Raw genomic sequence first — 12,906 nt, 5'->3', positions numbered from 1 at the left:
ATCACCCGGCGCAGCGCATCCGCTCGTACAGCCGGATGTGGTCGGCCACCATGCGCTCGGTCGAGAAGTACTCCGAGACGGCCGCGCGGCAGTCCCGCCGGCGCAGCCCGTCCACCTGGCCGACCGCCGCCACGAGCTCGGCGTGGTCGGCGCAGACGAAACCGGTGACACCGTCCTCGACGATCTCCGGCGCCGACCCGATGGCGTAGGTCAGCACGGGGGTGCCGCAGGCCAGCGCCTCGATCATCACCAGCCCGAACGGCTCGGCCCAGTGGATCGGGTTCAGCAAGGCACGCGCGTCGGCGAGGAGTCGCAGCTTGTGGTCCAGGTCGGCTTCGCCGACGTACTCGATGTCGCCGCCGAGCAGCGGTTCGACCTGCTCGTGGAAGTACGCGCGCTCGGTGGGCGCCCGCATCTTCGCGGCGATCTTGAGTGGACGGCGGCAGGCCCGGGCGATCTGAATGGCCTCCCGCGCCCCCTTGTCGGGTGTCATCCGACCGAGGAACAGCAGATACCCACCTTCACCCTGCCCGGACGGGAACCGCTCCGGGTCGACGCCGTGGTGGATGACCGAGTGGACCGGGACCTCCGGGGCGCGCGCTGCCTGGTCGTGCGAGATCGCGACCAGCGGCAGCCGGCTGCCGTAGAAGCCGTAGACGCGCCGCAGCTCGCCGTAGATCGGGTTGTGGCAGGTGGTGACGACGTGGTCCCGCCCGCGCGCCACCGCCCACAGCGGACCGAAGAGCGTGTGGTCGTGGATGACGTCGCGGTCGGCGAGGCCTTCGTACGCCCACGCCACGTGGCTGAGTCCCACCTCGTCGGCGCCGATCCGGTCACCGACGGCGAGATCGCGGACGAACCGCGTCGACACCGGGACCTCGCTCTCGCCGACGGTGAACACGACCACGTCGTGCCCCGCCTTGGTGAGCCCGCGGGCGAGGCAGTCGATGACCGCTTCGATACCGCCGTAGGACGGCGGTGGGACGGGGATCCAGGGCGGCGCCAGCAGACCGACTTTCACCGGACCGCTCCCACCACCCGGCTCACCCGATGGGGTGGTGCCGCGGGAACGGGTGAACCGGGGCTCCCCGGCACGGGAACGGTCACGCAGACCGGCACACGAACCGTCACGCGGGCCGGCACACGAACGGTCCCGCGGGCCGTCTCGCGGACCGTCACGCCGGCCGTCTCGCGAACGAACCGGGTCGACTCGGGGTGCTGCGCCCGTTGCCGGGCCGAGGAGTTCGTCATGGCACGTCTGCTTCCGCCCGCCGCGTCCACTGTGGAAATGCGGTCATCGGCGGAAGTACCCCGCAGCGGCGCACTGACACGCGACCGGCCCCGCAGGCAACCGATCAGGGCACCCGCTCAGGAGCGCCGGGCGAGGAACGCGGTCCTGACGATCGAGCCCAACGCCACCGCCACGACCACGGCACCGGTGACCACGTCGTTGACCGCCGCACGCGTTCCTGCCGGGTGGTGCCCCGCGAACACCACGACGACCAACCAGCCCCCGACCGCAAGCAGGACCGGCCCGAGCCACGGCGTCTCCCGCGGCGCCATGGCGTGCACCAGGGAGCACACCGCCACGGCGAAGCCGACGTACACGGAGTTCCAGTGGGGTGGGGCGTCGGCGGCGGTCCGGTAGTCCAACGCGAACGGCGCCATGATCAACCACAAGCCGGCCAGGAAGCTCACGACGACACCGACCGTGGTCGCCACCTCGCCCCGGGGCGCAGGCCGCTCCACCGGCTCGCGACGTGCCTCGGGCAACCGCACTCCGCCGGACACCACAGCGAACCCCTCCCCCGGAGCGATGACGGCTCCCGGCCGCCGCGCGGCCGTCCATGATCATGACACCACTCGGCGGCGGTGAACCTGACGCTTGCCTTGCAATCCGGCCGACGCGGCGTCGCGGACGCGTCCGATCCTGACGATCTCCTTGCGGTGCAACGCTTCTCTGCCTGGTCGCGCACAGCGGCACCTAGCCTCGGCGGATCACGCGAACCGGACGACGGGAGGTCCACAGTGCTGGACATCGACAGCTCTGCCGCCAAGGCCATCGACGAACTGACCGCCGCCACCGGCGTCGGACCCCGGGGCGGGTTGCGGATCACGTTCTCGGCGGACACCCCCGACCACGGCTTCGCCCTGTCGGTCGAACCGCATCCGGCGCCCGAGGACGTGGTGGTCGCCGACGGCGACACCCGCGTGTTCCTGGACGCCCATGCGGCGGACGCGCTGGCGGACAAGGTGCTCGACGTGCGCAAGCGCCACGCCGGCCGGGTCCACTTCGGCGTCTACCCCCAGGCCTGATTGTGGGCCGATCCGACGATGAGGGAGGCCTGTGACCGCACACGATCACATGCAGGGCACGACGACCGGCGCTGCCGGTAGAACGGCGCGGACGAGGTCGATGCCGGCCGACGCCGAGGTCGTGTTCGACGTCGTCACCGACGTGGAGCACCTGTCCGGCTGGCTGCCGCCCGGTGTCGAGGTCGACCTGTACGGCCCCGGTCTGGTGCGCCTGTGGTCCCGACACGCCCTCGACGAGCCGTGCGAGCGCCAGGTGCGGATCGACTGGGAGGACCTGAAGGTGGAGTGGGGCAGCGACGAGGCCCCGACCCACGCCGGCAGCCTGCGGGTGCTCCGCATGGCGCCGGGGCGCAGCGTCGTCGCGGTCGACCTGGCCGGCCCGGCGGGCCTGTCCACGCCGCTGCTGGACAGCTGGCTGGCGCACGCGCTCGACGCCCTCGCCGCCGCTGTCGGCGTGGCAGGCGGACGACACCCGGATCACGGCCTCACGGCGACGGCGTAACGCTCTGGTGTTCACTCGGCTCCTGAGCGTGTCCGGTCGCGGAACAGGCGCCGAGCCCGGTTGACCGGGTCTCGTCCGGGTATCCGTCGCACACGTCAAGCGGTCCGCGTGGCGGGCCGAGGGCGGAGGCGGTGATCGGGATGGAAGCGGAGTTGGCCGGGACGTCGGTGCACCGCGGCAGTCGGCCGGGTGCCGAGGCGCACGGAGAGCAGTCGACCCGGAAGGTCGCGGACCTGGCGGACCAGGCGATCCAGAAGGCGTTGCGCGAGACCGACGCCGCTTCGCCGGAGGACGCGGAGGCGTACGCGCGGCGGGCGCGGGACGAACTGCGCGACTTCCTCTCGTCCGGTGGGCGGACAGGCGACCGGTCCCTGCTCCACCAGGCCCTCGCCTGCGCCCTCGCGGCGTGCGAGCACCTCGAGTTCGGCGAACTGCTGGAGGCGCGCACGTTGCTGACGGCGGCGAGCGGACAGCTGGCGCTCGTGCGGTCGGTGCCACCTCAAGGAGCATGAGCGCACCCAGCCCCCTCGGACGACCCGGACACCGAAGTCGCCCTGCGGCGAAAGGAACTCATGCGAGCCACTTTCATGTACGGGGCCGGTGACGTGCGCGTGGAGGACGCGCCCGACCCGGTGCTGCGGCAACCGACCGACGCGATCGTGCGGATCGTCCGGTCGTGCGTGTGCGGCAGCGATCTGCACCCCTACCACTCGATGCCCGCTTCCCGGCAGGGCACGCCGATGGGGCACGAGTTCCTGGGCGTGGTCGAGGACCTCGGCGCGGAGGTGTCGGCCCTGGCGCGAGGCGACCTGGTGGTGGCCCCGTTCGCCTACTCGGACAACACCTGCGAGTTCTGCCGCGAAGGCCTGCACACCTCGTGCCGCAACGGCGGGTTCTGGGCCGGCGGCGAGGTGGGCGGCGGCCAGGCCGAGGCGATCCGCGTCCCGCAGGCGCAGGGCACGCTGGTGAAGCTGCCCGGCGTCGACGAGGACTCGGCGCTGCTGCCGTCGCTGCTGACGCTGGCCGACGTGTACGGCACCGGCCACCACGCCGCCGAACAGGCACGCGTGAACGCCCGCACGACCGTGGCGGTGATCGGCGATGGCGCGGTCGGCCTGCTCGCGGTGCTCGCGGCCCGGCAGGCGGGCGCCGAGCGGATCATCCTCATGGGACGGCACGCGGACCGCACCGATCTCGGCCGCGAGTTCGGCGCCACCGACGTCGTGGCCGAGCGCGGCGAGGAGGGCGTCGAACTCGTCCGCGAGCTGACCGGCGGCGACGGCACCCACGCGGTGCTGGAGGCGGTCGGGCACATGAGCGCCTACGAGATGGCCGTCGGCGTGGTGCGGCCCGGCGGCGTGATCAGCCGGGTCGGCGTGCCGCAGTACGAGAAGGCACCGGTCGGGTTCGCCAGTCTGTTCGGCCCGAACGTCACCCTGACGGGTGGTCCTGCGCCGGTTCGCGCCTACATCGACGAGCTGCTGCCCGCCGTGCTGGACGGCACGGTCGAACCGGGCCGGGTCTTCGACCTCACCATCGACCTGGAGCACACCCCGGACGGCTACCGGGCGATGGACCGGCGTGAAGCCCTCAAGGCCCTCATCCGGCTCTGAGCGGGACAGCGTCGTGGAGCACGCCGTGCCGGGCCGATCCGGGAGTGGCCCGCATCGGCCCGGGCGAGCGTGCGCAGGACGTGCTCAGAACCAGTGCAGGCAGTGCGGCGTGCGTTCGGCGCGGAAGAGGGCGTCGGCGAGGGTGGCCGCGCCCGGGTGGTGGGCCGTGATGTGCCCGGCGCGCACGAGCGTGCTCGGGGCGGTGCCGCCGAGGTACACCGATCCCAGGTCGCTCGCGTCCAGGGACAGGTCGGGCTCCCGGTCCGTCCGGACGCACTCGGCCTTGCCGTCCCGGACGGTCAGCAGGTACCGGTCGCGCTCGCCGAGGAACGGGTCGTCGACGTCGAGGACGAGCTCGCCGTCCGCGGACCAACCGCGCGCGGTCAGCGCACGCGGCACGTCCAGCAGCCGCACCCAGAGCCAGTCCGTGTCGTCGCCCACCTCTGCCGCGCGGAAGTCCGCCAGCTGCCAGCGCAGCGGGTGGTCGCGCGGGCAGTGCTTGAACACGACCCGGCTGACCAGGTCGTGCCCGAGCACGAACCAGGCCAGGGCCGTGGCGGCGTCGTCGTCGGTGGCGATGGTCTCGTCGACGATCAACGTGCCGGGTTCGACGAGCGAGTAGCTGGCGTACCCGTTCGGCACGCCGTCAGTGCCGCGGTGCACGGCGACGTAGCGCGGTGCCGGCGCGATCGGGGGCTTCCCCGCGCCCGTGGCCCACCAGCGGTGCGGACGGGACAACGCGCCGGGCTGTCCGCGGCGGTACCGGTCGTAGACGTCTTCCAGGATGTCGCCGCACTCGGCACGCCGCATCAGCTCGACCGAGCCGGTCGCCGGCGCGTCGGCCGTTCCGCGCGCCCTGGGGAGGGCGAGGGTGGCCTGGTGGCGCTGCACCGTCAACTGCTGCGTGTAGGTCGCAGGCCCGTAGCCGAACCGGTGGTAGATCAAAGCCTCGGTGGCCAGCAGCACGGAGAGGAATTCCCCTCTGGACCGCAACTCGGCGAGCTGGTGCCGCATCATCGCGCTGAGCACGCCCTGGCGCCGGTGCGTCGGCACGACCCCGACGACGCTCACCCCGGCGACCGGGACGGCGTTCCCACCGGGCAGCGTGAGCTCCAACGAGTACGCGGCGGCGGTGCCGACGGGCCGACCGTCCGCCGTCACGGCGAGCAGGCCGCGGTCCATTTCGAGCGCCGACCACCAGGCACCGCGGGTCTGGTCGTCCGGGAAGCGCGCGAACGCGGCGTGAAGCGTGTCGACGAAGACGTCGAGGTCCTGGTCGGTCGTGGAACGGATCTCCATCGCTGCCGCTTCCTCTTGGGATGCCTGGACCACGACTCGTGGTGTCCTGCCGAAGTCCAGCGCCGACCCGGTGCCACGTCAACCGCTTTGTGGCCGGCCACGCAGCCGGCCACGGCGTGCGGTCAGGGGCGGTGGGTCCGCCTGCGGCGGGTGAGGACCAGGGCCGCTCCACCCGCGACGGTCAGCAGCACGGCCAGCAGCACGGCCGTGCCGACGCCACCGACGCCCGTGGAGGCCAAGCCCCGAGGCTTGGGCGCGGACGCCGCCGGTGAGGTGGTCGTGACCGGACCGGTCGTGATCGGGCTGGTAGTCGGGGTGCCGGACGGCGCGGTGGTCGTGGTCGGGGGTGCGCAGGCCCCGCCGGCGGTGGGGTCGAGGTCGCCGACCGCGATGGTGAACACGTCGCTGTCGGTGGTCGTGCGACCGTCGGTGAGGGTCGCGGTGGCCTCGATGCCGATCCGGTAGGTCCCCTCACCGCCGAACGCCCAGTTGGCGTGGGCGTGGGTGCCGAGGGGAACCGCGATGGTGTCGGGCAGCCCGTCACCGGAGTCGACCAGCACGGTCGGCGCGAGGCCGGTGAGGAAGACGCCGAACCGGCCGGGACCGTCCGCCGCTGTGAAGCGGAGCGCGACGTCGCCGGCGACCTCGTCCGGGCTGAGCGACTCCGTGTTCCACCCCGCCCACACGATGCCGGGGATCTGGGTCTGCGGGATGAGCCACACCGGTGAGCCCGGTGTGCCCAGGAAGGAGTAGGCCGGGTCGGCGGGCACGGTGTTGCGGGCCGCCGGGACCAGGTGCAGCACCACGTCCGCCGGATCGCGCCACACGGCCTTGTCCGGGCCCGCCGTGCCGTCCTTGACCCTGGTGCGCAGTGCGCCGTCGAGCAGGTGCGGTGCGATGAGGTCGACGTGGCCGTTGTCGAGGACCACGCACGTCTCGGGCGGCGCGGTAGTGGTCGTTGTCGTCGTCGTGCCAGTGGTCGTGGTGGTCGCACTCGTCGTTGTCGTGGTGGTCGTGGTGGTGGTGGTGGTCGTCGTGGGTTCGGCCCCCGAACCCGGCCTGACGGTCGTGGGGTCGACCGCGCCCACCGCGATGGCGTACGTCGTGGTGTCGCGCAGCTGTGCGCCGTCGGGGGTGGTGGCCTCGACGGTGAAGGTGAGCCGGTAGACGCCCTCCGCGGAGAACGTCCAGTTGGCGTGGGCATGGGTGCCGAAGGCCAGCTGTTGCCGCTGGGGCAGCGGTTGGGCGGTGTCGAACACGCGCGGCAGCGGTTCGCCGACCGGGCCGGTCGCGAACACCGTCAGCTGTCCCGGCGCGGCGCTGCCCGGCACGTCGCCGCCGACGGCGTCGAGGCTCCAGCGCAACGACTCCGGGTCCACCTGGTCGGAGGTGAGGGCTTCGGTGTTCCACCCGGCCCAGACGACGTCGGGGTCCTGCACCTCGGGGATGAGCCACAGGTCGCTGCCGACCGGACCGAGGAACGCGTACTCGGGCAGGTCCGGCACCTGGATGCGCGACTGCGGCTTGACGTGCGTGACGACCCGCTCGGGGTCGAGGACCGTCGCCGGCGAGGTGTTGCCGTCCTTGTAGCGGATGTCCAGCGCGCCGTCGACGACGACCGGGGCGAGCAGGTCGACGTGCCCCACGTCGACGACGGGCGTGGCGTCCTCGGCGAGGGCGGGGGTGAGGGACAGCGCGACGAGCGCGGCGACCGCGACGGCGGCGAGCGCGGCCCGTGCACGGGTCGGGGTGGTCACGGGTTCTCCTTGGCGGGGCGGCGGCGGGTGAGCGCGAGGACGGCGGTGCCCGTCACGACCAGGACGAGCGCGAGACCGGCGGTGGCGGGCAGGGCGGCGGGGCCGGTGGACGCGAGGCGGTTCGGCGTGCCCGTCTGCCGGCCGGTGTCACCCGGCTGCTGGACCGGCTGCTGGACCGGACTGCCGGTGCCGTCGCCCACGACGAACGTGAAGGTCTCCGTGTCGGTCAGCGGGCCACCGGCACCCGGCGCGGTGACGGAGAACGTCAGGCGGTAGCGGCCGGGTTCGGCGAACGCCCAGTTGGCGTGCGCGTGCGTGCCGAGCGCGACGGAGAGGCTGTCCGGCACGCCGTCGGTGCTGTTGAAGATGATCTCCGGTGCGCCGAACGAGCCGGTGGTGAACAGACCGAACGCGCCCGGCCCGTCGACCGAGGTCAGCGTCCACGTCACCGGCCCGGACACGTCCGCCGGCCGCAGTTCCTCGGTGTTCCAGCCGGTCCACAGCAGATCGGCCCGCTGGGTCTGCGGCAGCAGGAACACCTGCTCGCCCGCGCCGCCGAGGAAGGACAGCGCCGGTTGCGCCGGTAGTTCGGTGCGCGCGGCGGCCGTGATGCGGAACTCGACGTCCGCGGGTTCGCGCCAGGTCGTCGTGCCGGTGACCGTGCCGTCCTTGACCTGGACGTGCAGGCCGTCCGGCAGCAGGCGTGGCGCGACGGCGTCGACGTGGCCGCGGTCCAACGTGACGCGACCGGTGGCCGTGGGCGGCTGCTGCACGGCGGCCTCGACCCTCGGCTCCGACGGCGCGGCGACGACGGTCGGGTCCGGCGGGAGTGCCTTCGGCTCGTCCGCGAACGCAGGCGGGACCGAGAGCTCGGGCGGGGCGGCGACCGACACCGGGTAGTCGCGGGTGGCGGTCAACGGGCTGCCGTCGAGCGTGTGCGCGGTGGCCTCGACGCGCAGCAGGTGACCGCCGGGCGGCGGCGCGTCGACCGCCACCGTGCCCGTGGCGCCGACCGGGACCAGCACCGGCTCGTCCGCCACCACCGGGCCGTCCACGACGGAGGCGCGCAACCGCACGGCGTCGCCGAACACGGTGCCTGGCTCGATGGCAGTCGTGTCCCAGCGCAGCTCCACCTCCTCGCCGTCGGCCGGAACCGCGAGCGGGTCGGGCGGCGCGTCCAGGGCCAGCGAGCCGTTCTCGACGTCCAGCACGGCGTCCACCGCTCCGGGCGTCGCGGGTTCGGCGGCGGCGGGCGCCGTCATCAGCAACGCGGCGGTCACGCCGAGCAGCGCGCCGATCCGGGCGTGGGTCACGACATCTCCTCGGCGACGGCGGCAGGGGCGGGGGCCGCGGTGGCGGGTGCGGTTCGGCGAGGGCGGGTGAGCAGGCCGTGGCGCGGCGCGAAGAACCAGCACAGCAGGAACACGGCGGTGAGGGTGAGCACGATCAGGCCGCCCGCGGCCAGGTCGAACGCGTAGGACAGGTAGAGCCCGAGCACGCTGCCGCCCGCGCCGATCAGCGGGGCCAGCAGCATCATCACGCCCAGGCGGTCGGTGAGCAGGCGGGCCGCCGCGGCGGGCGTGACCAGCAGGGCGAGCACCAGGACGTTGCCCACCGCCTGCAACGAGATGACGATGGCCAGCGTCACCATCACGTGCAGCGCCACGTCCAGCCCGAACACCGGCAACCCGACCGCGCGGGCCTGCTCGCGGTCCAGGGTCGTGGCCACGAACCGGCTGTTGAACACGCCCGTGCACAGCAGCACCGCCGCGCCGATCACCGCGACCGAGAGCACGTCGGAATCGCTGATGCCCAGGATCGAGCCGAACAGGAACGACTCCAGCGAACCCCCGTAACCCGGTGCGGTGCTGAGGATGACGATGCCCAGCCCGAACGACGCGGCGAAGAAGATCCCGATGACCGAGTCCTCCTTGAGCCTGCGGTTCTGGGTGAACACCGCGATCAGCAGCGCGGTGACCACACCGGCGACCGCGCCGCCCAGCACCAGGTCCAGACCGAGCACGAAGGCGACCGCGATGCCCGGGAAGACCGAGTGCGCGACCGCGTCACCGATGAAAGCCATGCCGCGCAGCACGACGTGGCTGCCGATCACGCCGCACACCACGCCCGACATCAACGCCACCAGCAGCGCGCGTCGCCAGAAGTCGTACTCCCACGGCGCGATCAGCGCCTCCAGGAACGCGCTCACCCCGTCACCCCCAACGCCTTGAGCAGCTGCCCGGCCCGGTCGAGGCCGAAGGTGCGCAGCCAGATGTCGGTGTCGGCCAGCGCGGCGGGTTCTCCGTCGGCCACGACCACGCGGTTGAGCAGGCACAGCCGGCTGCACAGCGAGGTCGCGGCGGCGAGGTCGTGGGTGGTCATCAGCACGGCGACCCCTTCGTCGCGCAGGTCGGTCAGCAACGTGCTCAGCAACTCCTGGGTCGGCGCGTCGATGCCGGTGAACGGCTCGTCCAGCAACAGCACCCGCGGCCGGAGGGCCAGCGCGCGGGCTACCAGCACCCGTTGCCGCTGGCCGCCGGACAGCTCGCCGACCGGCCTGGTCCTCAGGTCCGCCATGCCGACGCGGTCCAGCGCCCCGGTCACGGCGTCGCGGTCACGGGCCGTGCGGCGGCGCAGCAGTCCGGTCAGGTGGGTGCGGCCGGTGGCGACCGCGCCCTCGACCGTGATCGGGAAGTCCCACGCGAACTCGTGGCGCTGCGGCACGTAGCCCAACGCGCCCTGCGCCTGGCGCGGCGCACGGCCACCGACGACGACCGAGCCCCGGTGGACCGGGACCAGGCCGAGCGCGGTGCGCAGCAGGGTCGTCTTGCCCGCGCCGTTGGGCCCGATCAGGCCGACCAGCTCGCCCTGCCGCAACCGGAAGTCCACATCGGACAGCACTTCCCGGCCGCCGAGGAGCACGGTGGCGCCGGCGATGTCCAGCACCGGGTCAGACATCGGTCCTCCTGGCGGCGCGGCGGGACCGGACGACGAGTGCCGCCGCCGCCACCGCGACGAGCACGCCGCCCAGCGCGATCCACGCCCAGGGCAGTCCGTCGGCGGGTCGTGCTCCGGTCGCGCCGGACGGCGGGGCGGTCGGTTCGGCCGTGGGGAACGCCGTCGCCGGGTCACCCGGTCCGACGTGCACCTTCAGCACCGCGCGATCACCGCGACCGTCGGCGGTGGCCATCTCCACGTCCAGCGAGTAGGCGCCGGGCGCGGTGAACACCCAGTTGCCGTGCACGTGGGTGCCCGCTTCGACGCCGGTCTCCTGCGGGTACGGCCGAGCGCTGCTGAAGATCGTCTCCGGGGCGCCGAAGTTGCCGGTCAGGAACAGCTCGAACCGACCCGGTCCCTCGACGCCGTGCAGGCGCCAGTCCACCTCGCGGCCGACGACCTCCGCGATGCTGGGGTCCTGGGTGTTCCACCCCGGCCACACCACCTGCTGGTCCTGGACCTGTGGCAGCACCCAGACCTCACCGCCCGGCGCGCCGAGGAACGCGTACGCCGGGTCGTCGGGAACGGTGGTCCTGGCCGCGTCCGCCACCTGGAGCACCACGTCGGCGGGCTCGCGCCACACCGGCCCCTCCCCCGTGTCGTCGCGGAGCTGGAGGGTCCACCGCCCGTCGACCAGGCGCGGGCCGAGGTCGACGTGGCCGTCGGCGATGACGACCGGCGCCTCGGCGTGCGCGGCCGGCTGGACGAGCAGGAGCGCCGCGACGGCCGCGAGCACGGCCCGGATCAGGCGAGGCACCGGGCGATCTCCTCCGCGTTGTGGCGCATCATGTCGGCGTAGTTGCGGGTGCGTTCGTCGAAGGAGTCCCCGTACAGCAGGCACACCTGGACGCCCTGGTCGTGGGCGACCTGGGTGAGCACCGAACCGCGCTGGGCGAGGTTGGGTTCCATGAACACGGCGGGCACTTCCAGGTTGCGGATGGTCTCGGTCAGCTTGCGCACGTCTTCGACGCTGGGTTCCTGCGCTGGGTTGGGCACCACGAACCCGGCCACGGTCATCTCGTAGGCACTGGCGAAGTAGCCGAACCCGTCGTGGGTGGTGACGAGGTGGCGGCGCTCCCGCGGCACGGCGGCCACGATCCCGCGGACCTGCGCGTCGAGCTCGTCGAGCCGGGCGAGGTAGTCGCGGGCGTTGCGGTCGTAGTCCGCGGCGCCGTCGGGGTCCGCGGTGCGCAGCGTGTCGCGGATCAGCTCGGCGTAAGCGCGGCCGTTGCGCACGTCCTGCCACAGGTGCGGGTCGATCTCGCCGTGCACGTGCTTGCCCAACACCGCCTGCGGCAGCTGGTGCACCGACGCGCCGGCGCCGCCGAGGAACGCGAACCGCGGGTCGTCGGGCACGGTCGTGATCGCCTTGTTCGGCACCTCGATGACCGCGTCCGAGGCGGGCACGACCTCCTGGGTGGTGCCGCCGGCGCGGTCGTTGTACGTGTACAGCTCGCCGGTGTCGAGGTCGACCGTCAGGTCCGTGTGCCCCTCGTCCAGCACGGTGCCCGCGATGCCGTTCGGGTCGACGCCCACCGCGAAGGTGAAGGTGCCCTCGCCTAGCGCCACCTCGCCGCCACCACCGTTGAGCAGCGACGCGCGCAGGGTCAGCCGGTAGGTACCCTGTGCGGTGAACGCCCAGTTGAGGTGGGTGTGCGCGGCGGGCGGCAGCGTGGTGGAGTCCACATCGGACAGACCATCGCCGGAGTCGAAGTACACCACCGGTTTGCCCAGCGACTCGGTCAGGTAGGTGACGACCTTCCCCGGACCCTCCACGGCGGTCGCGGTCAGCCGCACCTCCGACGAGCGCGTGGCGCCGCGCTGCTTGCCGTCGCCGCGCACCCGCAGCCCGAGCCACAGCACGTCCAGCCCGACGTTCTCCACCAACGGGATCACGTGCGCGCCGTAGGTCTCCGACGCCTCGGCCAGGGAGACGTTCGGCGTCCCCTCGCGCGCGTTGGCGTCGATGGCCTTGATGAGCCGCTGTTCCTCCAGCAGCAGGTGGTTGGTGAACGTCACGTCCGCCGCGGCGACCTTCTTCGCGTCGGCCGGCGTCGGTTCGTAGGAGTGCGGGTCGCCGCCGGGCGGCACGAGCGAGTCCACCCGGACCCGGTCTCCCCCGACGTTGCGCACCAGGTCGGCGAGGATCTCGGTGGTCGTCACCACGGACAGGCCGTCCTGCCCGCCGCCGCCGGCGGTGGTGCACGCGGTTGTGGCGAGCAGGACCGCGGACAAGGACGCGGCGGCCCGTGAGGGCGCACGCAGGCGCATCTGTTCCCGAACCTCCAGACACCCGTCACCGAGCGGTGGGGCACCGCGAACCTAATACGAACGACAATCATTTTCAATCCGCCATCCGGCCCTGTCGACAACGATTGTCATTCGTCACACTGGCCGCTTGTCACCTCCCCGCAGAACAGGC

At 72.9% G+C, this 12,906-nt stretch carries 13 protein-coding genes; 4 read left to right on the top strand and 9 right to left on the bottom strand.

What is annotated here, in order from left to right:
* Nucleotide 1 precedes the first annotated feature (1 nt).
* Both OQ02_RS22945 and OQ02_RS22940 read right to left on the bottom strand, forming a co-directional pair.
* Nucleotides 2–1,021: a glycosyltransferase family 4 protein gene (locus OQ02_RS22945; protein WP_033440602.1), complete on the bottom strand. Its 1,020-nt coding sequence runs from the start codon at nucleotides 1,019–1,021 to the stop codon at nucleotides 2–4.
* A gap of 347 nt (nucleotides 1,022–1,368) precedes the next feature.
* Nucleotides 1,369–1,773: an SPW repeat domain-containing protein gene (locus OQ02_RS22940; protein WP_156077228.1), complete on the bottom strand. Its 405-nt coding sequence runs from the start codon at nucleotides 1,771–1,773 to the stop codon at nucleotides 1,369–1,371.
* 255 nt (nucleotides 1,774–2,028) lie between these two features.
* Between OQ02_RS22940 and OQ02_RS22935 the strand changes: the two genes are divergently transcribed.
* The 4 genes from OQ02_RS22935 to OQ02_RS22920 all read left to right on the top strand — a co-directional run bounded on the left by OQ02_RS22935 (nucleotide 2,029) and on the right by OQ02_RS22920 (nucleotide 4,431).
* A complete protein-coding gene (locus OQ02_RS22935; RefSeq protein ID WP_033440601.1) occupies nucleotides 2,029–2,316 on the top strand; it encodes a hypothetical protein in 288 nt (95 codons plus the stop codon).
* 31 nt (nucleotides 2,317–2,347) lie between these two features.
* The gene (locus OQ02_RS22930) at nucleotides 2,348–2,818 is read left to right on the top strand and encodes an SRPBCC family protein (RefSeq protein ID WP_156077227.1); all 471 of its coding nucleotides are present in this window, start codon (nucleotides 2,348–2,350) and stop codon (nucleotides 2,816–2,818) included.
* Between the two features lie 140 nt (nucleotides 2,819–2,958).
* A complete protein-coding gene (locus OQ02_RS22925) occupies nucleotides 2,959–3,330 on the top strand; it encodes a hypothetical protein (RefSeq protein WP_156077226.1) in 372 nt (123 codons plus the stop codon).
* A 60-nt stretch (nucleotides 3,331–3,390) separates the two neighbouring features.
* Nucleotides 3,391–4,431, top strand: a complete 1,041-nt coding sequence (locus OQ02_RS22920) for a zinc-binding dehydrogenase (RefSeq protein ID WP_081915864.1) — start codon at nucleotides 3,391–3,393, stop codon at nucleotides 4,429–4,431.
* An 84-nt stretch (nucleotides 4,432–4,515) separates the two neighbouring features.
* Here OQ02_RS22920 and OQ02_RS22915 read toward each other — a convergent pair whose 3' ends face one another.
* From OQ02_RS22915 to OQ02_RS22885, 7 genes are all read right to left on the bottom strand, one after another.
* Entirely contained in the window at nucleotides 4,516–5,730 is a 1,215-nt protein-coding gene (locus OQ02_RS22915) for a GNAT family N-acetyltransferase (protein WP_033440598.1), read from the bottom strand.
* A 122-nt stretch (nucleotides 5,731–5,852) separates the two neighbouring features.
* Nucleotides 5,853–7,487, bottom strand: a complete 1,635-nt coding sequence (locus tag OQ02_RS41195; RefSeq protein ID WP_051772682.1) for a choice-of-anchor M domain-containing protein — start codon at nucleotides 7,485–7,487, stop codon at nucleotides 5,853–5,855.
* Nucleotides 7,484–8,800 (bottom strand): choice-of-anchor M domain-containing protein, encoded by a 1,317-nt coding sequence (locus OQ02_RS41190; protein ID WP_051772681.1) that lies wholly within the window; start codon nucleotides 8,798–8,800, stop codon nucleotides 7,484–7,486. Before OQ02_RS41190 ends, OQ02_RS41195 begins: the two co-directional genes overlap by 4 nt.
* Nucleotides 8,797–9,696: an anchored repeat-type ABC transporter permease subunit gene (locus tag OQ02_RS22900; RefSeq protein WP_033440597.1), complete on the bottom strand. Its 900-nt coding sequence runs from the start codon at nucleotides 9,694–9,696 to the stop codon at nucleotides 8,797–8,799. The genes OQ02_RS41190 and OQ02_RS22900 overlap by 4 nt, the downstream gene beginning before the upstream one ends.
* The gene (locus OQ02_RS22895; protein ID WP_033440596.1) at nucleotides 9,693–10,445 is read right to left on the bottom strand and encodes an anchored repeat-type ABC transporter ATP-binding subunit; all 753 of its coding nucleotides are present in this window, start codon (nucleotides 10,443–10,445) and stop codon (nucleotides 9,693–9,695) included. The genes OQ02_RS22900 and OQ02_RS22895 overlap by 4 nt, the downstream gene beginning before the upstream one ends.
* The gene (locus tag OQ02_RS22890; protein ID WP_156077225.1) at nucleotides 10,438–11,241 is read right to left on the bottom strand and encodes a choice-of-anchor M domain-containing protein; all 804 of its coding nucleotides are present in this window, start codon (nucleotides 11,239–11,241) and stop codon (nucleotides 10,438–10,440) included. The genes OQ02_RS22895 and OQ02_RS22890 overlap by 8 nt, the downstream gene beginning before the upstream one ends.
* Complete coding sequence (locus OQ02_RS22885) at nucleotides 11,229–12,755, bottom strand: anchored repeat ABC transporter, substrate-binding protein (RefSeq protein ID WP_033440595.1); 1,527 nt, start codon at nucleotides 12,753–12,755, stop codon at nucleotides 11,229–11,231. The genes OQ02_RS22890 and OQ02_RS22885 overlap by 13 nt, the downstream gene beginning before the upstream one ends.
* Nucleotides 12,756–12,906 lie beyond the last annotated feature (151 nt).

This window comes from Saccharothrix sp. NRRL B-16314, assembly GCF_000716595.1.
In the GTDB taxonomy this organism is placed as follows: domain Bacteria; phylum Actinomycetota; class Actinomycetes; order Mycobacteriales; family Pseudonocardiaceae; genus Actinosynnema.
This window is presented reverse-complemented; position numbering and strand designations above follow the sequence as displayed.

Excerpts from the sequence above, each read along its gene's own strand:
- OQ02_RS22925 (WP_156077226.1), top strand. The coding sequence starts at position 2,959 with ATGGAAGCGGAGTTGGCCGGGACGTCGGTGCACCGCGGCAGTCGGCCG.
- OQ02_RS22920 (WP_081915864.1), top strand. The coding sequence starts at position 3,391 with ATGCGAGCCACTTTCATGTACGGGGCCGGTGACGTGCGCGTGGAGGAC.
- OQ02_RS22915 (WP_033440598.1), bottom strand. The coding sequence starts at position 5,730 with ATGGAGATCCGTTCCACGACCGACCAGGACCTCGACGTCTTCGTCGAC.
- OQ02_RS22895 (WP_033440596.1), bottom strand. The coding sequence starts at position 10,445 with ATGTCTGACCCGGTGCTGGACATCGCCGGCGCCACCGTGCTCCTCGGC.
- OQ02_RS22885 (WP_033440595.1), bottom strand. The coding sequence starts at position 12,755 with ATGCGCCTGCGTGCGCCCTCACGGGCCGCCGCGTCCTTGTCCGCGGTC.